This window comes from Bacillus cereus group sp. RP43 (genome assembly GCF_040459645.1).
GTDB lineage: Bacteria > Bacillota > Bacilli > Bacillales > Bacillaceae_G > Bacillus_A > Bacillus_A mycoides_C.
Genome location: NZ_JARVHQ010000001.1, coordinates 2,724,829 through 2,746,666, shown reverse-complemented (window position 1 = coordinate 2,746,666; position 21,838 = coordinate 2,724,829). Strand labels below are relative to the sequence as shown.

Here is a 21,838-nt window from a genome sequence, read left to right as displayed (position 1 = left end):
TATTAAGGGGGAAAAAATGATGACGAAAGTATATGCATCGATGGCAGGAAATGTTTGGAAGATTGTTGTAGGAGTAGGAGACACAGTAGAGGAAGAGCAGGATGTCGTCATTTTGGAATCTATGAAAATGGAAATTCCAATCGTTGCAGAAGAAGCCGGAACTGTTATGAAAATAAATGTTCAAGAAGGCGATTTTGTAAATGAAGGAGATGTATTACTAGAAATTGAATAGGGAGATATAGGGGGAAGCGAATTGAAACTACCTAATTTTGCTGTCATTAAAGAAGTCGGGCCACGTGATGGCTTACAGAATGAAAAAAAGATTGTTGGCACAAAAGATAAAGTAAAGTGGATTCAACTACTTACAGAAGCGGGATTGTCGTACGTTGAAGTTTCCTCATTCGTTCACCCTAAGTGGGTTCCTGCATTAGCAGATGCAAGTGATGTATTTTCTGAGCTAAAAAGGGATCCAAATGTTACATATGCTGCGCTTGTTCCAAATCAAAATGGTTTGGAACGAGCTTTTTTGCAAAATGTAGATGAGGTGAATGTTTTTTTATCAGCGAGTGAATCTCATAATAAAAGTAATATTAATAAATCAATTAAAGAAGCATTAACTGTCATTGAAGATATAACAAAACAGGCAATATTCGAAGGGAAAAAGGTTAGGGGTTATGTTTCTACTGTATTTGGATGTCCGTATGAGGGAGATATAAGTGCCACAGCAGTTGATGAAATATGTAATCAACTATTTTCATACGGCATTTATGAAGTTTCTCTCGGTGACACGATTGGTGTAGCGAATCCATTACAAGTAGAACAAGTATTAGAACATCTATTAAAGAAGTATGATGCTTCGCAGTTTGCAATGCATTTTCATAATACGTATGGGATGGCACTTGCAAATGTAGTTAAGTCTTTAGAACACGGTATTACAACGTTTGATAGTTCTTGTGGTGGACTCGGGGGATGTCCATATGCACCGGGAGCATCAGGAAATGTTGCAACTGATGATTTAGTGCATATGCTCCATAGGTTAGGTGTCCAAACAAATATAGACGAAGAAAAGTTATTGAGAGCTAGTCAATTTATTCAAAGTAAGTTAAATATCCAATTACCGAGTCATGTGTATAGAGCGCTTCAACATAAAACGATAAGTAGGTGAGAAGATGCTACAATTACAAAATATTTCCGTTGACTATGTAACACCTTACGTTGTAAAGATTTCGTTAAATCGTGAAAGACAAGCTAACTCATTATCTTTGGCATTATTAGAAGAATTACAAACTATATTAACTCAAATAAACGAAGAATCAAATACGCGCGTTGTTATTTTAACAGGGGCTGGCGAAAAAGCGTTTTGCGCTGGTGCTGATTTAAAAGAGCGTGCCAACATGAATGAAGAACAAGTTCGCCATGCTGTGGGTATGATTCGTTCTACTATGGAGATGGTTGAACAATTGCCACAACCAGTTATTGCTGCTATTAACGGAATCGCACTTGGTGGAGGTACTGAATTAAGCTTAGCTTGTGATTTTAGAATTGCTTCTGACATTGCAAGTCTAGGTCTCACTGAAACTTCCCTTGCAATTATACCTGGGGCGGGTGGTACTCAGCGCTTACCTAGATTAATTGGAGTTGGTAGAGCGAAAGAATTAATTTATACAGGAAGACGTATTTCGGCGCAAGAAGCGAAAGAGTATGGTTTAGTAGAGTTCGTAGTACCAGCTGATTTACTAGAAGAGAAAGCAATTGAAATTGCAGATCGAATTGCTAATAATGGTCCAATTGCCGTTCGATTAGCAAAAGAAGCAATTTCAAATGGTATTCAAGTAGATTTACATACCGGCTTACAAATGGAAAAACAGGCGTATGAGGGCGTAATCCATACGAAAGATAGATTAGAAGGATTACAGGCATTCAAGGAAAAACGCAAACCAATGTATAAGGGGGAGTAAATATGTTAGATCAAAAACAACAATCTAATTTATTTGAAGAACGAGTTGAAACAATTAAGCAAGGCGGGGCACCGAAATATCATGAACAAAACAAAGCAAAAGGGAAACTTTTTGTTCGAGATCGTTTGGCTCTTTTATTCGATAATGGTGAATATGTGGAAGATGCATTATTTGCAAATTGTGAACAAACTGGATTACCAGCTGATGGTGTTGTAACTGCGACTGGTAAAATACATGGTCGTACTGCGTGCGTAATGGCAAATGATTCGACTGTAAAGGCTGGATCATGGGGAGCACGTACAGTTGAAAAAATTCTACGTATTCAAGAAACAGCAGAAAAATTACGTGTACCGTTATTTTATTTAGTTGATTCTGCTGGAGCGCGTATTACAGATCAAGTTGAAATGTTCCCTGGACGCCGCGGTGCAGGAAGAATCTTTTATAACCAAGTGAAATTATCTGGTAAAGTGCCACAAATTTGTTTATTATTTGGACCTTCAGCGGCTGGTGGTGCGTATATTCCAGCATTTTGTGACGTTGTTATGATGGTTGAAGGAAATGCTTCAATGTATTTAGGGTCTCCGCGTATGGCTGAAATGGTTATCGGTGAGAAGGTAACTTTAGAAGAAATGGGCGGAGCACGTATGCATTGCTCAGTATCAGGATGCGGAGATGTTTTATGTAAAACAGAAGAAGATGCAATTACGCAAGCAAGACAATATATTTCTTACTTTCCAAGTAACTATTTAGAAAAGACTCCCTTGATTACACCTCAAGAACCGAAACAGTTCGATAAAACGTTAGAAGAAATCATTCCAGAAAATCAAAATGCTCCTTTCAATATGAAAGATCTCATTAATAGAATTATTGATGAAGGTTCTTTCTTTGAAGTGAAAAAATTATTTGCTCAAGAACTAATTACAGGTTTAGCACGCATTGATGGTAAGCCAATTGGCATTATTGCAAATCAGCCGCGTATGAAGGGCGGCGTATTATTCCATGATTCAGCTGATAAAGCAGCGAAGTTTATAAATTTATGCGATGCATACCATATTCCATTATTATTCCTTGCAGATGTACCTGGATTTATGATTGGTACAAAAGTAGAGCGTGCCGGAATTATTCGTCACGGTGCAAAAATGATCTCTGCAATGAGTGAAGCAACTGTACCGAAAATTTCTATCGTCGTTCGAAAAGCATATGGAGCTGGCTTATATGCAATGGCAGGTCCAGCGTTTGAACCAGACTGCTGCTTAGCATTACCAACAGCTTCTATTGCAGTAATGGGTCCAGAAGCAGCGGTTAATGCGGTATATGCAAATAAGATTGCAGCTTTACCAGAAGAAGAGCGTGCAAGTTTTATTGCTGAAAAACGAGAAGAGTATAAGAAAGATATTGATATTTACCGTTTAGCATCTGAGATGGTGATTGATGGTATTGTTCATCCAAACAATTTACGTGAAGAGTTAAAAGGACGATTCGAAATGTATATGAGTAAATATCAAGTATTCACGGATCGTAAACATCCTGTATATCCAGTTTAAAAGCCCTATTTAGGGCTTTCTTGCTCAAAAAGTCAAGGAGGGGAAAACATGAAACAAGCAGTTTGGTTTCCAACAGAAGAATATAAAGAAAAAACGCGTTTATTTGGTTGGATGAAATCATTAGGCTATGAAGATTACGAAGCTTTTTATAATAAGTCAATTGAAGAAACAGCTTGGTTTTGGGGAGAAGCTGAGAGAGCAGTTGGCTATCAGTGGATGAAACCATATACAGAAGTGTTAGATTTAGAAAATGGTACACCGTTTGCACAGTGGTATACTGAGGGAACTTGTAACGTTGTAGAATCTGCTTTATCTCGTTGGCTTGCAGATGATAAAACGAAAACACAAGCAGCACTTATGTATGAAGGGGAAAACGGAACTTCGAAATCATTTACATATGAAGAGCTTGATAGCTGGGTAAGCCGTGTTGCCAACGGTTTGAAACATGCTGGTATTGAAAAAGGTGATCGTGTAACAATTTACATGCCAATGATTCCTGAAACAGTTGTTGCTATGTTAGCGGTAATGAAAATTGGAGCGATTATTTCACCAATATTCTCAGGTTTTGCTGCTGATGCAGTAATGACACGTGTACAAGCAGCTGGTTCAAAAATGGTTATTACCGCAGATGGCTTTTCACGCCGTGGGAAAATTGTTTCATTAAAAGATGAAGTAGATAAAGCTTGTGAACATTGTCCAACTGTTGAAAAGGTGGTAATTGTTCGTCATGCAGGAAATGATTTTACACCGCATAATTATGATTTTTCATGGAGTACGTTAGAAAAAGAAAAACCATTTATACATGCTGAAGAAATGAACAGTGATGATCCATTAATGCTTATATATACATCTGGAACGACTGGTAAGCCGAAGGGGACAGTACACACACATGCTGGTTTCCCGCTAAAATCTGCATTTGATGCAGGATTTGGAATGAATATAAAACAAGGCGACCGCGTATTATGGGTAACTGATATGGGCTGGATGATGGGACCATTTTTACTATTCGGCTCTTTAATTAATGGCGCAACAATGGTTATGTACGAAGGTGTTCCAGACTTCCCAGAAGCAGATCGCTTATGGGAGACAGTTGATAAATATGAAATTACTCATCTCGGTATTTCGCCAACGTTAATCCGTGCATTAATGGCAAAAGGTGATGAGTATGTGAATAAACATTCTTTAAAGAGTTTAGAAGTATTCGCATCAACAGGAGAACCTTGGAATCCAGATCCATGGATGTGGTTATTTAATACAGTCGGTAAAGGTAAAGTACCAATTTGTAACTATTCAGGAGGAACTGAAATTTCTGGTGGGATTTTCGGAAACGTTCTTATTAAACCAATTGCACCGATTAGTTTTAACGCATCTTTACCAGGAATGGCAGCGGTTGTACTTGATGATCGAGGTAAACCGATTCGTGATGAAGTCGGAGAATTATGTTTAGAAAAACCGTGGGTAGGTATGACGAAAAGTTTCTGGGAAGACGATGAGCGTTATGTAAACACATACTGGTCACGTTTTGAAAATAAGTGGATTCATGGTGATTGGGTTATTTATGACGGTGAGCAATATATTATTACGGGGCGTTCAGATGATACGTTAAACATTGCTGGAAAACGTATTGGGCCTGCTGAATATGAATCTATTCTTGTGAAACATAATAATGTAATAGAAGCAGCTGCAATTGGTGTACCTGACGATGTAAAAGGTGAAGTTTGTCATTGTTTTGTTGTATTACGAGACGGTGTAGTATTCTCTGGAGAGTTAAAGAAAGAATTAATGAGTTTAGTAAACTCACATATTGGAAAAGCATTATGTCCAAAAGATATTCATGTTGTAGAAGATTTACCGAAAACACGTAATTCTAAAGTAATGCGACGCGTCATTAAAGCTGCTTACTTAGGAAAAGAATTAGGAGATTTATCATCACTTGTAAATCCTGAAGTAGTACCCTTTATTCAAGGACTACAGTCTAGCAAACTATAAAATTACGAATGAGCTCTATGTAAATAGAGCTCATTTTTAATGTTTACAAAAAGATAAGAGAGAAAAAGTAAATTTGGAGTTAAAAAATCTACTATTAGTGTTAAGTATGTTTGTTTTTAGTTTTTATCAAAATAGGATACTGTGGCTGTCTATTCAATGGAGTGATTGAATTTTGTTAAGAATGAAAATTTAGTGAAGAAAAAAGTAATGAATAAAAGGAGAAATCCCTGGGGGACAGGGATTCAATAAGGGAGATATCATTGTCGTTCAATGTCGAAATTTGGCGTATTCGACAAATTAATATTATCACGTATTTTCAGGAGATTGTGATAGTGAATGTGTCAAAAATGTGTACGGATTTCATATTAAAGTATTATTTAGATAAGAAAAGGGGGAATTACGTTTACTCGTTCTTAAGATTTTCCCCCTTAAAATTTACTATTTGTTCGTTGTTCTATATACGTCTTAATTTGGTAAATCTTCAACATGTAAAGATTTAGTACTGTCCTTTTTGTTTGAATTATGTGCCTCCTGAGATGTTTCTTGCAGTTGTTCTTGGGCCTTACTAGGAGTATTCAGCGCATCTAATGACACAGGATCAAGTTGTTGACTTAATAAATCTTTTTTATCCATGTTATGTAGCTCCTTTTTGAACTTAGATATAAAAACGAAGTGCTTTTAAATAGTTACGTGGGTATTATGTATCTTTGAATGGAATTATATACACAAACTATATTGAGAATTTAACTAATTATAAAAATTACTTGTGATGACAAGCTTAAGAAATATAAAGATCATTAGTTCTTAATAAAAGCGTTATTTTAGTAGGGTGTTACGAAATTTCATTTGAAAGGAACATCCCAATGATAAAAAAGAGCACTGTAAATCAGTGCTCATCTTATTAGATATTACTTAGTTCTTAAAAATAAAACCATTACGGACAATTCACAATGGTAATAGTGACGCTAGCCATTGTTCCAGGAGAATCAAGAAGTGAAGCAGTAACGGTTACTGTTCCAGGCCCATTAGCGGCTAGAAATACAGCGGTAAAGTTACCTGAAGCATTGGTAATGACCGCAAGAGGAACCATGAAAGCAAGAGAAGGGTTACTGAATGAAAAACTGACCACTACTCCTGGAGTAGGACTACCGTTTACTAATACTTGACCCGAAAAAAATAAAGTATTATTTCCTTGAGTGGATACACATGCTGTGGTTTCGTTAGAAGTCAAGGTAATAGATGCAGGCCCAGCAGGAAGATTAAATCCAGTTGGTCCAGTTGGTCCAGTTGGTCCAGTTGGTCCGGTTGATCCGGTTGGTCCGGTTGGTCCAGTTGGTCCAGTTGGTCCAGTTGGTCCGGTTGGTCCAGTTGAACCGGTAGCACCAGTAGCTCCTGTAGAACCGGTGGGACCAGTAGGGAATTGAAAAGGTTGAACAGGTGGAAGTGTAGGTCCAATAGAACCCGGATTAAGTGCAACAAAAGATAAAAACTCGTCCATTATTTATCACCTCTAAAAATCGTATTACTAATAGTAAATGTAATGACAGAGCAAAGTGAAATGGACAAGCGGTTGTATTTTAACAAATTAAATAAAATAGTTATATGATAGAAAGAGAAATTAGTATGATTTCTTTAGAAATTAAATATAAAAAGGCGATTATCTTCAAATCGCCTTTTGGGTAATGCAGTGTAATTTTATTCAGTTATTTGAAATATAGTTTCATTCGGTTTAGAGAATCCATACAGTTTCCTTGCGAATTTTAAAATTTCTTCTTCACTACTTGTTAAAGCTTTAACATCATTCTTAAGGGAATGACCATCCTTCTTTACAGAAGATAATTTTTGTTGCTCCGTATTCAGCGTGATTTGTTTTTCTTTAATCATTTCTTGTTGGTTATTCAGAGAATATTGAAGGACAAAAATTATAGGTAATATAATAGCCAAAGTAGTTATAATACGGCGTCTTGTTTTTTTAATATTACCTTGTTGGGTATTAGGGTTCACTTGCTGTGAGGGTATATTGGGATTTGATTGGTGTGATGATACTTTTGGGATGTTTCCCATTAAAATGCCTCCATTACTAATTGTAGAATTTAAACCATTTAAAAGTATTATAAATGTTCAATGGGAATTTTAGAAGATATTTTAATATAGTTGCATATCGTAAAGTTTAAACAAAATCCTTATTTACATAAAAGAAACACCGATTGTCCGCGAGGCTCCTAAGGGTAATCATCAAGTAATGACGTACTCGACTAATTAACGATATCATGAATTTTTGGTAAAAAACACTAGGGAATCCGTCCGAATTAATGAGGGCATCATTTGAAACAAAAACGCTATTTTAATAGGGCGCAATTGTAGAGGTTAGTGAAAAAGGCAAATAAATCATTATATTGGCTTCGATGCATGTTAGCTCCAAGCTATGAAAAAGTGTGTGGTAATAGTACAAAGCGACTTCGGTTGATTCGGATAGATGATGACAAAGAATGATATAAAAATTTCATCTCGTAGAGAAATGAGGTGATTAAGGATAGGTATTGAATATGCCATATTTGTATGAATAAAGAGCAGAATTTAGCTTATATATAGATGCTGGAATTGTTCTAAAGGGGGGAATATCTGAAATATAAATAATTGAGGGGAGTGAACTAAAAATGGAAACTAGCACTTTTTTAGGATTGTTTTGGGGATGGATAACGGTTATCGTATCGGGAATACTTTTCGTACGTCCATCGGTACTACGTGAATTGAAAAAATTAGTGGTTGAAGACAGAGGGTTTGGTATTATGTACGGTTTTTTGTCGATTTTCCTAGGGCTAGGTACTGTGATCCTACATAATGTATGGGTATTCAACTGGCAGGGGTTCCTAACGGTTATTTCATGGCTTGCATTATTAAAGGGAATTTACATAATTGCATATCCTGAACCCTCCAAGAAAACTGATTTTGAATTAAGGATACTATCTACACGTATAGCGCTCGCTATCATTGGCGCTTTGGCTTTATGGATGCTTATAGTAATCTATATAAAATAATCTTTTTCTAATGAGAAATATACTAAAATATGAGAAAAGGCTATAATACTAATTATAAATTTAGTCCTACTGGAAGAATCCATGGACATCAAACTAAAAAGGGCGTTATTATATTGCTCTGTAGTTTGGTGTCCGCTTTTTTATTTTTTATTAACAAAATAGTTTAGGGGGGTTTTTATAAATGATGCAATTAATTTTCTTACCTAAAATTGAGCGGAAAGAAATGCAGATTCGTTTAGAAGAGATTTTGAAGAAATTATTACAACTGTGTAAGGTTAATATAATATTAATCGATAGTAAATCAAGATACTTAAGTGTATTTTTAATAGGATTTAAAAGTACTGTTTGTTTATAAAATATTAGGGTAAATAAAATTTAATTAGGAAGTGTAATAAAATGATTGAAATTAAATCTATTATTCATTCGTACAAACTAAAAAGAAGAATAGCTAGAGATTTATACGGCAGCAGAGACGAATTGACGATGTTATTAAATGAATTTAATAATATGAAAAGTAAAGCGAAATCTGAGAAAAAGAAAAATAATATGTTATCTCGTTTACAATTAATTTACCAAAATATGAAATTAGACAAGCAGTATCCTCTTCCGTTTACTCTTAATAGTAGGTTATTAGAGCGATTAGAAGATGAATCTATTCAAACAACTGAAGATTGTGTATCATGTCTACACTTAATGCTAGAAATAAATTATGAGAAAATTAAACATTATGGATCTAATACAAGTAGGTCATTTGTTCCGTTAGCACAGTCTTCAATTTGTCTTGCTGATTTTGTTTGTTTGACAGGATTTGTTTTATTAGGCTTACTAGGAACAATTACATTTGGAGGGATAATGTAATCTTTTTGTTCAATTGCATAAAAGAAAAATTGGTACTTGTAAAAAGGTCACTCATTTACGGTGTATTTTTTAGTTACATAGGAGAGCTCATGTGATAGACAGAGAAGAATGACACGGATGCTAATTTATAGATACTCATTGTTAATGTATTGTGTAACTATAGATGCTAGTTTAAATCTCTACGTGTTAATATACAAAAAGCTGACTATATTCAGTCAGCCTTTTGTATATTATATTCTAGTATTTATCGGTCCCAAAAGACATATTCTTTCTGTTAAGTTGAAATTGAAAATCTTACCAATTTTTTCTTTTACAATGACAACAAATAAAGAAACATTTACAACGACACTTATTTCGCTTAGAACTCCAATCATCATCACAATGATGCTTTTCTTTAGACTTCCACCAATCATCATTACAATGTTTTTCCTTAGAACTCCAATCATCATCACAGTGATGCTTTTCTTTAGATTTCCACCAGTCATCACAACAATGTTGTTTCTTAGAACTCCAGCAATCATTTTTCCAGGACATTCTTTTATACCTCCCTTCAATAGGATTACTATTATTCTATGTTTTAGTGAAGAAATGGCTTGTTTATAAACCTATTATTTTACCTTTATATGATAGAGTGCTTTCTACTAGATATAGAATTCATACAAACTATGTTTAATTTTCAAGAGGTAGTGGAGAGAACTACTGGTTATGATATTGATCAACAAACAATTGTTGAAGAAAACGTTCTGATTTTAAATAATATCTTATTTTGGAGTACGCTTTTCTGAATGTATATTTCACAACAGCAAAGGAAAAACATACTATATTACTGCAAACAAAGCCTATGTATATGTGAAGTAATAGGAAAAGCTGGTCCCTCTTAAAGGAGCCGGCTTATTAAAAGAAAAAAGATTCGTTTGAGAAAGAGGTTGTCTAAATTTTAAATTCAGCAGAATTAAATCCAAGGCCACTCATTAAACAGATCTTTAATTGTTAGAGGCCCGTTTTATTATTAATAAAGAAAAGAATGTTTATTGTCGTTGAAAGCACATTTATACTAATAATGCTACATATTTGGAGTATTTGAATTGAGTATTCATACAGTAGTATATTCGTTTTTAATATATATAAATTTAGTACAAGTGCTTGTTTTTTTCTTTCTATGCTTTTGCCTCGTACACTTTTAAGCTAGTGGACATACTTTACTAATAGAAAGGATTAGGGGGTGAGGTTTTGGGTTCTCGATTTAATAATTGTAGAAAAAAATGTACGTGTAAACATGATGATTGTTGGGACATTTTTGAAGAGTGCAAAAAAGAACAGCATGAGAAATGTGATAATTCTTGTGTACAAGGAATTAGAGATGAGCTTAAAAAATTAATTAATAAAACAGTGCGAATTAACACTGAAGGACGTACTTATATAGGTACTGTTTCTTCTGTAACTTGCGATGTTGTTAAGCTAGCTGCTATTCCTGGTTCATTTGCAGCAATTATATCTCTTTGTAAAATTGAAGCAATTTTACCACCTGCTACAACTGTTGCTGATGAGTTTGATTTTAACGGTGTTGACGTAGCAAATAAAGAGTAATTATGCTGTATTTATGCTAAGCCATTCTTATGAATGGCTTTTTATTTAAAAGGGAATATATTTTTCATATAGAAATAAATTTGAAGGTGTATAAAAGCTTGTGTGAAAGGAGACTGAGAGTGATCAAGCTGAAACAATTTACAAGAACTGATTTTAAACAATTAATTAATTGGATCGATTCCGAAGAATTCTTAATACAATGGTCAGGAAATGCATTTACATATCCTTTAAACGAACAGCAATTAGAGAAGTATATAGGAAGTGCAAATACACTCGCTTTCAAAGTAATAGATAAAAAGACTGAAGAAGTAATTGGTCATATTTCACTTGGTCAAATAGACGATATAAATAAGTCTGCGAGAATTGGAAAAGTGTTAGTTGGTAATACGAAAATGAGAGGGCGTTCAATAGGAAAACATATGATGAAAGCAGTACTTCATATTGCGTTTGAAGAATTAAAACTACATAGAGTAACTCTAGGCGTGTATGATTTTAATACATCGGCCATTTCATGTTATGAAAAAATAGGATTTGTAAAAGAAGGTTTATTAAGAGAGGCAAAAAAAGTAGGAGAAACGTATTGGAGTTTATGGGAAATGAGTATGTTAGAATATGAATGGAACAATAAAAAACAATAGTCTATTATAATTTTGTTATGTTAACTAAAAGGGGTTTGGTGGGAATCATGGTTAAAAAAGCTAAAGTAATTTCAATTGCAGCTGTTTCAGGGGGAGGTAAAACTACTATTACAGAAAGTTTAACTCACGAGTTAACGAATTCTAAAGCGCTATATTTTGATAGTTATAAATTTGATAACGGCCCTGCTAATATTTGTAAATGGATTGATGATGGAGCGAATTATGATGAATGGCTACTTACACCATTAGTCCAGGATATTCAACATCTTATACGAGATAGTAATTTGGACTATATTATTGTAGATTATCCTTTTGCATACTTAAATAGAGAAATGGGAGAATTAATTGATGTAACTATATTTATCGACACACCTTTAGATATTGCGATGGCTAGAAGAATTTTGCGAGATTTTAAGGAAGATACAATGAATGAAATACATAATGATTTGAAACATTACATGACAAATGCAAGAAAAGCTTATTTAGAGGCAATTCATACTGTTAAACCAAATTCAGATATTGTCTTGGATGGATCTTTATCTGTAAAAGAAATAATTGATCGTACACTAGAGGAACTTAATCGAAGAAAAGTGATTGTGAATGGTTAAATGTATAGAGGAATATGTACAAAAGGATGAGCCACATTATATTATAGATGCTGTTAAGTGGATTATTGGGGTAGGGGAGAGATAAGTTTGTACACTTTATTTCAAAATAATTGGCAAGTAAGAGATGATTGGTTTAAATGGTGTGAACAACTTAATTAGTTTAGATTTTAAAAGTAAATTAGCAATATAAATGGTAAGAGAAAACGCTCAGATTTTTAGCGTAATATGTTATCAACCTAATTGAACTAACACTACCCGTTAATTTAATATAATTTGCTTCACAAACAAATAGAGGGAAATCGATAAAGTCAGAACCTTAAAGAATTTTGGAATCAAAATGGAATTAGACCAACTGTTCACAGCCCCTTAAAATCAAGCAATAACTTTATTCGTTCGGATAAAGATTCTGATATGTTTTTACTGTATGTTTAATTAAATCCTTTAAAACATCAATATCGATATTAGCTAATTTATTAACATAAATACAAGCCTTACTCTTCGTGTGTTTACCAAAGTTTTCTAATAGTTTTTCTCTTTCCTCACTTTCATAGGTCAAATAAAGACTGATTTTCGCCTTTCTTGGTGAAAAACCCACTAAAGGCGCATCCCCTTCACGTCCTGATGCATACTTATAGTGATAGCTACCAAAGCCAATAATACTAGGGCCCCACATTTTAGCGTCGTAACCAGTTACTCCTTCAAAAATTTCTAATAACTGATAGGCATCTGCCTTCTTCTTCTCATTTTCCACACTTTCAATAAATTCAATTACACTATTTTTAGTTTCTTTCATCTTCGGTTCATACATATATGTACCCTCCTATTCTCTGAATAAATTTATTTTAACATAAAACCTTAAACTCGGTATTCAAACCAAATGCATCCGTACAATACACAGTTCTCGTCATCGGCTCGATATGTAATACATTTATGTACAAGTCGTGGACCATCCCGTCACGATAGTATGAAATCAATATGTCCTCTTTGTTTTATAGTGATTGCACAAGTCATATTTGCAGTTGTTCTTTCATGTCTTCAGTTACAATTGGTTTCGGTACTTTATTCAAATCATTCAGTATTTCTCTAATTCCTTCGTATTGTTCCGGCATATTGGCCATTCGTTATCAAGACCTAAATCGTAAAAAGCCATAAAAAATAAGAGATGATACATATTATACATGACTAATTCATGATCAACAGCATCCAATATGGTATGGCAGGGCTGGAAGTGTTGGAAGTACCACGGGCACAGTTGGGCATTATTAATAAGAGCCCAATAAAAAATTATCTTGGATGCAAGAGGATTTTTTTATTGGGAATAGTAAGGGTGAGGGAGGTGCATTACATATGGGAAAAGGTAGAAGTAATAATGCTGGTAAAAAGCAACCGAATTTCGATAATTCATCTAATTTTGCTAAACAAAGCCAACCGACAGAAAAGAAGAAGAAATAAGAAAAGGAGCTCTCTTGATAAAGAGAGCTCCTTTTTAAGGTATATTGACTTTTCAGCAAAACATATCGATCGCTCAACCAAATATTCATAAGTGCAAGGCTTAAATTCATGCGGCGAATGGCAGAAAATATAATATTATTGCCCTGCTTTTTCTAATGTTTCTTGACGTTGACCTCATATAAAATGCCAATACTCCATTTTATATAGTGTGATGTTTAATAAAAAAATTTTAATTCAAAAGAAATTGGTGAAATGTTACGACATGTAATTGTACATGAAATCCATCACATTGGTCAGCTATCAATATGGTCGAGAGAATTAAATCTTCAACCTGTTTCAGCAAATGTAATTGGAAGGGGAGTATGAACTTAGTAACCGACTTGTATTGCAAATACAAGTCGGTTTATATATATAAGAAGATTTCTTAGTTGAAATCCTCTGATTTTTTCTGACGTATATGTAAAAACATTAAGGTGGTAATGATTAAAAAGATTATAATCGTCTGTATAATTAAATTTTTAAACTGAAGTAAAATGGTCCAAGATGTAATAGCGTCTTTGAAAGCTTGGAGTGCAGAATATGAGGTAGGTTCAAAACCGTATTGAAGTAACTTTTTTGTTTCAACAAAAGCCGTGTTTTCTTCATTGGCGTCTAATACTACAGAAATAAACCTTGTATCTCCTTGTTTTGCTGTACCAACAAAACTATAATTACCGTTAGTTGACAAACTAGTTTGCAAGCCATCAACACCTTTTAGTTTAATGTTTTTATCAAGAGAATAAATCATTTTATTTGTGTTGAGAACTTGAAAATCTTTGAAGGTAAATGGGTAAGAGGTTAGTTTTGTTATATTTAATACATCTGGATAGTCTTTTATTAATTGTGCAGCTATTTCAGCTGCGTCTATTGCTGTTGTAATCGAGTGTTTATTCTTCTCACTATTTATTCCAGTGGAATTTAAAAATGGAGATTGTTGTGATAACTTTAGTTGTTTTGCTTTTTCATTCATTAACGATGTGAAATTATCTTCATTTCCAGCAATGTGTTCTGCTAGTTCAAGTGCAGAACGATTATTTCCGGTTAAAAGCAATGTATTTAGTAAATCACGAACGGTTGTTTTATCATTCGATGTTACATGTATAGGACTCGTTTCGGTTTGAAAAACGTCGTTACTTATTTTTACAGATTCATCTAATTGTATTTTGCCATCATGAAGATGTTCCATCACAATATACTCTGTCATTAATTTAGATAAAGTGGCCGACTGAATAGGAGTACGTTCATTTTTTTTATAAACAATCTCACCAGAATTAGTATCTATTAAAATAGCTGATTTAGCTTGAATAATTGGACCATTTACATAAAGATAAAAATATAAAACGATAAGTGCAGTAATAAGAAAAGATAATAATAAAATTGTTATTTTTTTAAAGAATTGCATAAGCGATCCTCCTACTAATCAATAATATTATTGTAAGAAGGAATGCTTAATTAGGAAGAAAGAAAAGGTAAAGAATTTCTAAAGAATTTTAAGGAATTCTTTAATTTTGGATTTTGATGGAAAATTAAAGGTTCAATTTCTTATTAGATAAGAAATTGAACCTAAAAATATGTCTTATTAACATTTGTATGGAAGTAATTTTACAGTGAAAGTTGTTTTTTCATCATCACTATATACTTCAATTGTTCCTTTATGCAGTTCGACAATACTTTTTGCAATTGCTAATCCGAGCCCGGATCCACCGGTGTTTGTCGATCGTGATTTCTCTACGCGATAAAAACGTTCAAAAATATGAGGTAAATCAGTACTTGGAATAGCATGTCCGTAATTTGTTATATCAATTGCGATCGTAGTATTACTTTCATAAGCGGTAATATCAATATGATCTCCATCATTTCCATAAGTAATAGCGTTTATGATTAGGTTTTCAAACACACGTACTAATTTATCCCCATCAGCTAGTACCATTAGCTTTTGAGATGGGAAAGAAGGGCGACATTCAATATTAGCTTCTTGAAGCTGTATCCGAAATTGGACAGTTAATTGTCCAAGTAATTCTACAATATCAATGGGAACAGAATTTAAACTTAACTCTTTATTTTGAACACGTGTATATTCAAACAAATCATTCATTAATGCGTTGAGACGGGTTACTTTATCGTAAATGACTTGTATGTAATGACGCAATTCTACTTCATCTCTATAATTATCATGATGGATTAAATTCACATATCCAACTATAGATGTAAGAGGAGTTCGTAAGTCATGTGATACATTCGTAATAAGTTCACTTTTTGCTTGTTCCGCCTGTCTTTCTTCATCAATTGATACTTTTAACTGTTCAACAATTTGATTAACGCCAGTTGCTAATTCTTCTAAATAATTATGGTGTACAATAGATACTTTATGATTAAAGTTTCCACTTGCAACATATCGAATTTCTTCAATCATTTTTTTAATACAAGTTTCATAGTAAAGCTTTCTTTCATGACGATAAAAAATGTAAAGATAGGATGAGAAAATAGAAAATAAAAACAAATAAGAAACGATCATCATCCATAAAGATTCCTTTATCCCTCTATACTTTTCATAACCAAAAATTCGAATGAATTCTTTACCTAGTTCGCTTAGAGTAAGTGAACTCTCAATTACACTCGTTACGAGGCGATATATAATTAATTCGGTAATAGGTGTAAGAGTGATAGCTAATACAAGCCAAAAAATAATCTTCCACTTTGGAATATCTTTTAATATATCAAATGCTTCATTTCTCAATTTTATAGCCTACTCCCCAAACTGTATGAATCAGTTTTTCACCATTCATTACTGTTTCAAGTTTATCCCGTAAATTACTAATATGGACCATTACCGTTTTATTAGAACCATAACCATCTTCATTCCAAACACGTTCGAATATTTCTTCAGAACTAAATACTCTTCCAGTATTACTCGCAAGTAAATATAAAATATCAAATTCAATAGAGGTCAGCTTAATATATTCACCATTTACTTTAACGGTATGATTATGTTTATGTATTTCAACTGTACGAATACGAATGATACCATCTTCATTCTTTGGTGTAGCAGCGTTTTGGAAAGAGGATCTTCGTAACAAAGCTTTCACTCTAGCAACTAATTCTAGTGGATTAAACGGTTTAATCATATAATCATCTGCGCCTGTCATAAGTCCTAAAATTTTATCCATATCTTCAGCCTTTGCACTAAGCATAAGGATAGGTACAGTATTATTTTCACGTACTTCTTGACAAACTTCTAATCCGTTTCGTTTGGGCATCATAATATCCAAAATCATAAGGTCAACTTCATATGTAGATATCATTTGTAATGCTTCATCACCATCATAAGCTTTATAAATGTTATAGCCTTCATTTCGTAAATAAACAGCGAGTAATTCTACAATATCTTTATCATCATCAATAATTAATATGTTTTTATTCATTATATAGTTAGTTCCTTTCCTTACAATTAGTCAACATTACTATAATATCAAACATTTATGTATTTTGTAGTAATGTTTCTACATAAAATTTCATGTATCGTATTAAAAAGGAATTAAAACATTCATAACGAATATAAAATAAGAAGGATATTTAAACTCCACATTATACTGAAAGATAGTTATAAGGGGGACTTGCTATGTTATATAATGATATATATTCATTTATTCCAACTGGAAAAATAGAAAATGATATTAAAGCTTTTCTATTAAAATACAATAAGGAATGTACATATAAACATTCAATTCGTGTAGCAAATGAGGCGAGAAAAATTGCGGGAATATTTTATGAAGATGAAGAAAAAGTAGCGATTGCAGGGTGTTTACATGATATTAGTGCAATCTTTCCGAATGAGGAGCGGATTGCAGTTGCTGAAGAATTTGGCATAGAAATATTACAAGAAGAACGAGAGTTTCCAATGATTATTCATCAAAAATTATCGAGTGTAATTACAAAAGAGATATTTAAAATAGAGGATGAAGAAGTTTTAAATGCAATCAGTTGCCACACTACTTTGCATAAACATGCAACGAAGATGGATTTAGTATTATTTATTGCTGATAAATTAGAATGGGATCAAATAGGGACACCGTCATATTTAATTGAGGTAAAAAAAGGATTGGAAAAATCTTTGGAACATGCTGCTTTTGTATATATTTCATATTTGTGGGAAAGAAAAGATACATTAAAAGTCATACATCCGTGGCTAGAAGAAGCATATTGGCATTTAAAAGAAATTGTAGAGTAGAAAGGGTATAAAAATGCAATTTAAAGAATATATGAATCAAACATTTCCAGGAGTCACGTTAGTACCGTACATATACTCTCAGTGGGAAAATCATCTACATTTTGATTTTGGGAAAGATAAATATCAATTTAAAGAAGATGGTAACACTTATAATATGGAATATTTCACACAACTATATAGTTATAATAAAAATCTATTTAAAGATATATTTTCAAAAGAAGATACCGTCTTTTTAATCACAAATGTTTATCGATTTAAACAGGAAAATATAAAAAATCTGCAGAAAATAAATGTATATAATAGATTTATTAAAAAGAGCGGTTTAAAGTTTCATATTAGACAAGAAACATTACCTTTTCTATTTGAAGATGAAGAAGCTGACTTATATTGTACATATCAATTTTCTTTAAAATGTCTTGCTGAAGATATTAAATATGAACCGCTTATTCAAGCAGCTAATCATGAAGATTTCCCTGACCTACGTCCACGTCTAGGGCGAAAAAAAGAAATTTCATATCCAGATGTATTTTTTATAAATGTAACAAAGGATATTATCATGTTTATTTATGATGATAGAGGATGTGAAGTAATTGCGAAGAATAAAGAAAAGATACGGGATTTATATGAGAAGTATAAAGAGTGGATACCAGAATATGAACGAGAGAGTATAGATGACTTATTTACATGAAAATAGGAGGAAGTGAAGTGTGTAATGAAAAGGATCGCAATTGTATCTGCATGGGAACCAGAGCTTACGTATTTGCATCAACATTATCCAAGTGAGCGTATAGAAAAAATAGCAGCTTGGGAATTTCATTTTCATTCTATTAATGAATTAGAAGTTATTTCAGTTGTAACTGGTGTCGGTAAAGTAAGTTGTGCTAGTTGTGTACAACTATTAATAAGTGAATTCCAGCCAGACCAGTTATTTATGACAGGAATTTGCGGGAGTTTATCAGATAAGGTGAAAAATGGACACATTGTTGTAGCTCTTAATACTTTGCAGCATGATGTTACAGCGGCTGGATCAGGAGAAGATAGTTTTAATCTATATGATGGTAGAACAGCACCCATTGAAACAACTAAATCACTTGTAAAACGGATGAAGAAATTGCGTTCGTATGACCCGGTCCATTTTGGTACATTTCTATCTGGAGATCAACGTATTCGAAGTTCAGAAATGAGATATTTACTACATACTGTATACGGTGCTTTGGCCGTTGATCAAGAAGTGGCAGCATTTGCTTATGTATGTCATGTAAATAAAAAACCATTCCTATGTTTAAAAGCTGCCTCAGATCAAGCGAATGACAAAACGAAAGAAGAACAAAAGGTTTTTAAAATGTTAGCATGTGAACGAGCATGTGAGCATTTAATTACTTTTTTACGTGTTTATGAGATTACTGTAGTTAACAATAGATAACAAGAGGGGGAATATCCCACTCATTTCAAATTAAGAGGTGAATTATAATTGCATACGTATTATGGAGAACTTTGTACAAAGATATATGAAAGTGATAAATCAATTGCAGCCGGAAAAGAATTGGATTTTTATCTTTCTTTTGCAAAAGATAAAAATATACAAGTGCTAGAACCAATGTGCGGAAATGGTAGAATGTTAATTCCCTTTATGCAAAATGGTGTGAATATAGAAGGGTTCGATATTTCGAAAGATATGCTTAAAGTTTGTAAAGATAAAGCAGAAAAATTAAACTTAAAACCGGTTGTGTCACAAGGAAGAATAGAAAAATACTATAGTGATAAAAAATACGATCTTATTATGATTCCTATAGGTTCATTTTCACTTTTACCAAATAATTTAGTAGACATTAGTCTTAAAAATATGAAAAACAACTTAAAGGAAAATGGAAAATTACTTCTTACTGTTGTACAAGGCGGAAGTGAAACAGAACAAATTCTAGATTGGATAGAGACAAATAGAAAAGAAATTAACAATGAATTAATTGTTGAATATAGAAAAGTATCATATGATGAGGCGCAAAAGCTTTTAAATATTAAATTAAAATATGAAATCATTCATGATGAGAAAATAGTAGAAACTGAGGTTATGGATTTTCCTATAAGACTATATGATTTAAAAGAATTTGAAAATATACTTATTACTAATGGATTTAATCAAATTGTTGTTCATGAAATAAAGGATGGGTATGGTGAAGGTAATTCATTTCATGTATTTGAATGCAGTATATAACATGTCAATGCGGAGGGTTATACTTTTATGATTATTCAATACAAGAGGTGTAATGAAGTAAGTATAGACGTAGTGTATGAAGCGTTTAAGGATGGATTTTTAGATTATATTATTAAAATGGAAGTTTCAAAAGAAGATTTTATTAAAAGATTTTTTGGGCCAGAAGGGAATTCGCTAGAACACTCCTTTCTTGCTTTAGACGGTGACAAATGTGTTGGTGTAATACTTGGTGGTATTAAGGTATATGAAAGTATAAAAACAATGCGCTGCGGAACATTAGCCGTTCATCCAGAGTATCGCGGCATTGGTGTAAGTCAAAAGTTATTTGAGCTACATAAAGAAGAAGCGATACAAAATAGATGTAAGCAACTTTTTCTTGAAGTTATTGTAGGAAACGATCGGGCAATTCATTTTTATAACAAATTAGGTTATGAAAAGGTATATGATCTTTCTTATTATAATTTAAATGATTTAATGAAAATAATGAATAAAGGTAATAAAAATATTGAAGTAAAACAATTAGAATTTCCAACATTTAAAGTTGAAATTCAGAAATGGCTTAACTTCCATATAAATTGGCAAAATGATATGGATTATATCGAAAAAACAAATAATATATTTTACGGTGCATATGTTGATACTGATTTAAAAGGCTCTATATGTGTAAATGAACAAGGGAAAATTAGCTTTATATTTGTAGACAAAGACTATAGAAATATCGGTGTTGGGACGAAATTATTACAGATAGCAAGTGAAGAATTAAAGTTATCAAGTTTATCAATTGGGTTTCCAAACAACTATTTACTGGAAGGGTTTTTAAAGAAATCTAGATTTGAAAAGAATTCTTTAGCACAATATGAAATGTATTTATTGCTATAAAAAGCGGAAGGAATTATTCTATTCGCTTTTTATTTTGTACTATAAACGTTTTTACTGTATGTGGGAGGATAAGTAAAAACAACAGAAGTTTTGTTATCTATCTTATTGAGCTAACTGGCACTTTAGTTGAAGAAGGAAAATATATAGTAAACATAGAATATATTAATACGTTAAAAGATTTATGAGGTGAAAGTGATGGCAATTAAGCAAGACGAAATTAAAGTAGTAGTCGGAGCTGGAGTATTTAATAATAATCCAGGTTGGGTTCAAACGCAAGAAGATGAACTTAATTTACTAGACAATACCACTTGGGAAGAAAGATTTGAATACAATTCCATTTCAGCTATTTTAGCTGAGCATGTATGGGAACATCTTACTTTTGAAGAAGGTGTAAAAGCAGCTGAAATTTGTTATAAATTTTTAAAGCCATCAGGTCATATTCGGTGCGGAGTTCCTGATGCATTTTTCCGAGAGGAAACCTACCAAAATATAGTTCAAATAGGCGGCCCTGGCCCGAAAGACCACCCAGCTGCAAGCCATAAAATCGTACATAATTATAAAACATTAACGAAAATGTTTGAAATTGCTGGATTTGAGGTAGTTTTACTTGAATATTGTGATGAAAATGGTCAATTTTATTACACAGAATGGGATGCGAATGACGGCGTTATTTTCCGTTCGAAAAGGTATGATTCTAGAAATAGAGGCGATAAACTTGGTTTTCCATCGCTAATTGTTGACGCGATTAAAAGGTAAGTCATTCACCTAAAATAGGTGTTAGTTCTATCAGTTCATGAGTCGCAAATGC

Annotated in this window: 26 protein-coding genes and 5 pseudogenes; 22 read left to right on the top strand and 9 right to left on the bottom strand. The window is 32.9% G+C overall.

Annotation, left to right across the window (positions count from 1 at the left end; translation table 11 throughout):
* Positions 1–16: 16 nt before the first annotated feature.
* From QCI75_RS14495 to QCI75_RS14475, 5 genes are read left to right on the top strand one after another with little or no spacing between them, the layout of a single operon-like run.
* Complete coding sequence (locus tag QCI75_RS14495) at positions 17–232, top strand: acetyl-CoA carboxylase biotin carboxyl carrier protein subunit (RefSeq protein WP_144507256.1); 216 nt, start codon at positions 17–19, stop codon at positions 230–232.
* A 21-nt stretch (positions 233–253) separates the two neighbouring features.
* Entirely contained in the window at positions 254–1,165 is a 912-nt protein-coding gene (gene mvaB / locus QCI75_RS14490) for a hydroxymethylglutaryl-CoA lyase (protein WP_353760739.1), read from the top strand.
* A gap of 4 nt (positions 1,166–1,169) precedes the next feature.
* Positions 1,170–1,958, top strand: coding sequence for an enoyl-CoA hydratase (locus QCI75_RS14485; protein WP_144507254.1), 789 nt, complete (start codon positions 1,170–1,172; stop codon positions 1,956–1,958).
* 2 nt (positions 1,959–1,960) lie between these two features.
* The gene (locus tag QCI75_RS14480) at positions 1,961–3,502 is read left to right on the top strand and encodes an acyl-CoA carboxylase subunit beta (protein WP_144507253.1); all 1,542 of its coding nucleotides are present in this window, start codon (positions 1,961–1,963) and stop codon (positions 3,500–3,502) included.
* Between the two features lie 48 nt (positions 3,503–3,550).
* Complete coding sequence (locus QCI75_RS14475; protein WP_144507252.1) at positions 3,551–5,491, top strand: AMP-binding protein; 1,941 nt, start codon at positions 3,551–3,553, stop codon at positions 5,489–5,491.
* Positions 5,492–5,956: 465 nt separating this feature from the next.
* Here the strand turns inward: QCI75_RS14475 and QCI75_RS14470 are convergent, their stop codons facing one another.
* Complete coding sequence (locus QCI75_RS14470) at positions 5,957–6,124, bottom strand: hypothetical protein (protein ID WP_186320943.1); 168 nt, start codon at positions 6,122–6,124, stop codon at positions 5,957–5,959.
* Between the two features lie 317 nt (positions 6,125–6,441).
* Here QCI75_RS14470 and QCI75_RS14465 point away from each other — a divergent pair, with 317 nt between their 5' ends.
* Together QCI75_RS14465 and QCI75_RS14460 are read left to right on the top strand one after the other, a co-directional pair.
* Positions 6,442–6,657, top strand: a complete 216-nt coding sequence (locus tag QCI75_RS14465; RefSeq protein ID WP_002085442.1) for a hypothetical protein — start codon at positions 6,442–6,444, stop codon at positions 6,655–6,657.
* Between the two features lie 45 nt (positions 6,658–6,702).
* Positions 6,703–6,915, top strand: coding sequence for a hypothetical protein (locus QCI75_RS14460; RefSeq protein WP_353761542.1), 213 nt, complete (start codon positions 6,703–6,705; stop codon positions 6,913–6,915).
* A 17-nt stretch (positions 6,916–6,932) separates the two neighbouring features.
* Here the strand turns inward: QCI75_RS14460 and QCI75_RS14455 are convergent.
* Positions 6,933–6,989 (bottom strand): annotated as a pseudogene (locus tag QCI75_RS14455) (exosporium leader peptide-containing protein); the annotation flags it as partial.
* 197 nt (positions 6,990–7,186) lie between these two features.
* Positions 7,187–7,555: an FtsB family cell division protein gene (locus QCI75_RS14450; RefSeq protein WP_144507250.1), complete on the bottom strand. Its 369-nt coding sequence runs from the start codon at positions 7,553–7,555 to the stop codon at positions 7,187–7,189.
* 593 nt (positions 7,556–8,148) lie between these two features.
* Here QCI75_RS14450 and QCI75_RS14445 point away from each other — a divergent pair.
* The 3 genes from QCI75_RS14445 (at position 8,149) to QCI75_RS14435 (ending at position 9,387) form a co-directional block, all read left to right on the top strand.
* Positions 8,149–8,529, top strand: coding sequence for a hypothetical protein (locus QCI75_RS14445; RefSeq protein ID WP_144507249.1), 381 nt, complete (start codon positions 8,149–8,151; stop codon positions 8,527–8,529).
* Positions 8,530–8,710: 181 nt separating this feature from the next.
* Positions 8,711–8,884, top strand: a complete 174-nt coding sequence (locus QCI75_RS14440; RefSeq protein ID WP_186320942.1) for a hypothetical protein — start codon at positions 8,711–8,713, stop codon at positions 8,882–8,884.
* Positions 8,885–8,925: 41 nt separating this feature from the next.
* A complete protein-coding gene (locus QCI75_RS14435; protein WP_353760738.1) occupies positions 8,926–9,387 on the top strand; it encodes a homoserine dehydrogenase in 462 nt (153 codons plus the stop codon).
* A 230-nt stretch (positions 9,388–9,617) separates the two neighbouring features.
* Here the strand turns inward: QCI75_RS14435 and QCI75_RS14430 are convergent, their stop codons facing one another.
* Positions 9,618–9,941 (bottom strand): hypothetical protein, encoded by a 324-nt coding sequence (locus QCI75_RS14430; protein ID WP_353760737.1) that lies wholly within the window; start codon positions 9,939–9,941, stop codon positions 9,618–9,620.
* Positions 9,942–10,617: 676 nt separating this feature from the next.
* On the opposite strand from QCI75_RS14430, the gene QCI75_RS14425 reads away from it, so the two are divergent.
* The 5 genes and pseudogenes from QCI75_RS14425 to QCI75_RS14405 all read left to right on the top strand — a co-directional run.
* Positions 10,618–10,974: a hypothetical protein gene (locus QCI75_RS14425; RefSeq protein ID WP_098778540.1), complete on the top strand. Its 357-nt coding sequence runs from the start codon at positions 10,618–10,620 to the stop codon at positions 10,972–10,974.
* A 98-nt stretch (positions 10,975–11,072) separates the two neighbouring features.
* Entirely contained in the window at positions 11,073–11,612 is a 540-nt protein-coding gene (locus QCI75_RS14420; RefSeq protein WP_144507247.1) for a GNAT family N-acetyltransferase, read from the top strand.
* Between the two features lie 47 nt (positions 11,613–11,659).
* A complete protein-coding gene (locus QCI75_RS14415; protein ID WP_353761540.1) occupies positions 11,660–12,220 on the top strand; it encodes a nucleoside/nucleotide kinase family protein in 561 nt (186 codons plus the stop codon).
* Between the two features lie 13 nt (positions 12,221–12,233).
* Positions 12,234–12,305, top strand: a pseudogene (locus QCI75_RS14410) (alpha/beta hydrolase); the annotation flags it as partial.
* A gap of 2 nt (positions 12,306–12,307) precedes the next feature.
* Positions 12,308–12,376: pseudogene (locus QCI75_RS14405) on the top strand (DinB family protein); the annotation flags it as partial.
* 229 nt (positions 12,377–12,605) lie between these two features.
* Here the strand turns inward: QCI75_RS14405 and QCI75_RS14400 are convergent.
* A complete protein-coding gene (locus QCI75_RS14400) occupies positions 12,606–13,028 on the bottom strand; it encodes a DUF1801 domain-containing protein (RefSeq protein WP_353760736.1) in 423 nt (140 codons plus the stop codon).
* Positions 13,029–13,062: 34 nt separating this feature from the next.
* Positions 13,063–13,338: pseudogene (locus QCI75_RS14395) on the bottom strand (YolD-like family protein).
* A 580-nt stretch (positions 13,339–13,918) separates the two neighbouring features.
* On the opposite strand from QCI75_RS14395, the pseudogene QCI75_RS14390 reads away from it, so the two are divergent.
* Positions 13,919–14,038, top strand: a pseudogene (locus QCI75_RS14390) (DinB family protein); the annotation flags it as partial.
* A gap of 58 nt (positions 14,039–14,096) precedes the next feature.
* On the opposite strand, the gene QCI75_RS14385 reads toward QCI75_RS14390, so the two are convergent.
* From QCI75_RS14385 to QCI75_RS14375, 3 genes are all read right to left on the bottom strand, one after another.
* A complete protein-coding gene (locus tag QCI75_RS14385; protein WP_144506832.1) occupies positions 14,097–15,113 on the bottom strand; it encodes a D-alanyl-D-alanine carboxypeptidase family protein in 1,017 nt (338 codons plus the stop codon).
* Positions 15,114–15,290: 177 nt separating this feature from the next.
* Positions 15,291–16,448: a sensor histidine kinase gene (locus tag QCI75_RS14380; protein WP_144506833.1), complete on the bottom strand. Its 1,158-nt coding sequence runs from the start codon at positions 16,446–16,448 to the stop codon at positions 15,291–15,293.
* Positions 16,438–17,133, bottom strand: coding sequence for a response regulator transcription factor (locus QCI75_RS14375; protein ID WP_033656750.1), 696 nt, complete (start codon positions 17,131–17,133; stop codon positions 16,438–16,440). Before QCI75_RS14375 ends, QCI75_RS14380 begins: the two co-directional genes overlap by 11 nt.
* A gap of 197 nt (positions 17,134–17,330) precedes the next feature.
* On the opposite strand from QCI75_RS14375, the gene yqeK reads away from it, so the two are divergent.
* The 6 genes from yqeK (at position 17,331) to QCI75_RS14345 (ending at position 21,786) form a co-directional block, all read left to right on the top strand.
* A complete protein-coding gene (gene yqeK, locus QCI75_RS14370) occupies positions 17,331–17,939 on the top strand; it encodes a bis(5'-nucleosyl)-tetraphosphatase (symmetrical) YqeK (RefSeq protein ID WP_353760735.1) in 609 nt (202 codons plus the stop codon).
* 13 nt (positions 17,940–17,952) lie between these two features.
* Positions 17,953–18,627: a DUF3885 domain-containing protein gene (locus tag QCI75_RS14365; RefSeq protein ID WP_144506835.1), complete on the top strand. Its 675-nt coding sequence runs from the start codon at positions 17,953–17,955 to the stop codon at positions 18,625–18,627.
* A gap of 24 nt (positions 18,628–18,651) precedes the next feature.
* The gene (gene mtnN, locus QCI75_RS14360; RefSeq protein WP_144506836.1) at positions 18,652–19,362 is read left to right on the top strand and encodes a 5'-methylthioadenosine/S-adenosylhomocysteine nucleosidase; all 711 of its coding nucleotides are present in this window, start codon (positions 18,652–18,654) and stop codon (positions 19,360–19,362) included.
* Between the two features lie 48 nt (positions 19,363–19,410).
* Entirely contained in the window at positions 19,411–20,151 is a 741-nt protein-coding gene (locus QCI75_RS14355) for a class I SAM-dependent methyltransferase (protein ID WP_353760734.1), read from the top strand.
* 30 nt (positions 20,152–20,181) lie between these two features.
* A complete protein-coding gene (locus QCI75_RS14350; protein ID WP_353761539.1) occupies positions 20,182–21,030 on the top strand; it encodes a GNAT family N-acetyltransferase in 849 nt (282 codons plus the stop codon).
* 192 nt (positions 21,031–21,222) lie between these two features.
* Complete coding sequence (locus tag QCI75_RS14345; protein ID WP_353760733.1) at positions 21,223–21,786, top strand: class I SAM-dependent methyltransferase; 564 nt, start codon at positions 21,223–21,225, stop codon at positions 21,784–21,786.
* Positions 21,787–21,838 lie beyond the last annotated feature (52 nt).

What these genes read in the sequence shown, in the direction of transcription:
- QCI75_RS14450 (WP_144507250.1), bottom strand. Translation starts at nt 7,555, where the DNA reads ATGGGAAACATCCCAAAAGTATCATCACACCAATCAAATCCCAATATA.
- QCI75_RS14495 (WP_144507256.1), top strand. Translation starts at nt 17, where the DNA reads ATGATGACGAAAGTATATGCATCGATGGCAGGAAATGTTTGGAAGATT.
- QCI75_RS14435 (WP_353760738.1), top strand. Translation starts at nt 8,926, where the DNA reads ATGATTGAAATTAAATCTATTATTCATTCGTACAAACTAAAAAGAAGA.
- QCI75_RS14400 (WP_353760736.1), bottom strand. Translation starts at nt 13,028, where the DNA reads ATGTATGAACCGAAGATGAAAGAAACTAAAAATAGTGTAATTGAATTT.
- yqeK (WP_353760735.1), top strand. Translation starts at nt 17,331, where the DNA reads ATGTTATATAATGATATATATTCATTTATTCCAACTGGAAAAATAGAA.
- QCI75_RS14385 (WP_144506832.1), bottom strand. Translation starts at nt 15,113, where the DNA reads ATGCAATTCTTTAAAAAAATAACAATTTTATTATTATCTTTTCTTATT.
- QCI75_RS14365 (WP_144506835.1), top strand. Translation starts at nt 17,953, where the DNA reads ATGCAATTTAAAGAATATATGAATCAAACATTTCCAGGAGTCACGTTA.
- QCI75_RS14475 (WP_144507252.1), top strand. Translation starts at nt 3,551, where the DNA reads ATGAAACAAGCAGTTTGGTTTCCAACAGAAGAATATAAAGAAAAAACG.
- QCI75_RS14440 (WP_186320942.1), top strand. Translation starts at nt 8,711, where the DNA reads ATGATGCAATTAATTTTCTTACCTAAAATTGAGCGGAAAGAAATGCAG.
- QCI75_RS14485 (WP_144507254.1), top strand. Translation starts at nt 1,170, where the DNA reads ATGCTACAATTACAAAATATTTCCGTTGACTATGTAACACCTTACGTT.
- QCI75_RS14465 (WP_002085442.1), top strand. Translation starts at nt 6,442, where the DNA reads ATGGTAATAGTGACGCTAGCCATTGTTCCAGGAGAATCAAGAAGTGAA.
- QCI75_RS14415 (WP_353761540.1), top strand. Translation starts at nt 11,660, where the DNA reads ATGGTTAAAAAAGCTAAAGTAATTTCAATTGCAGCTGTTTCAGGGGGA.
- QCI75_RS14470 (WP_186320943.1), bottom strand. Translation starts at nt 6,124, where the DNA reads ATGGATAAAAAAGATTTATTAAGTCAACAACTTGATCCTGTGTCATTA.
- QCI75_RS14480 (WP_144507253.1), top strand. Translation starts at nt 1,961, where the DNA reads ATGTTAGATCAAAAACAACAATCTAATTTATTTGAAGAACGAGTTGAA.
- QCI75_RS14445 (WP_144507249.1), top strand. Translation starts at nt 8,149, where the DNA reads ATGGAAACTAGCACTTTTTTAGGATTGTTTTGGGGATGGATAACGGTT.
- QCI75_RS14375 (WP_033656750.1), bottom strand. Translation starts at nt 17,133, where the DNA reads ATGAATAAAAACATATTAATTATTGATGATGATAAAGATATTGTAGAA.
- mtnN (WP_144506836.1), top strand. Translation starts at nt 18,652, where the DNA reads ATGAAAAGGATCGCAATTGTATCTGCATGGGAACCAGAGCTTACGTAT.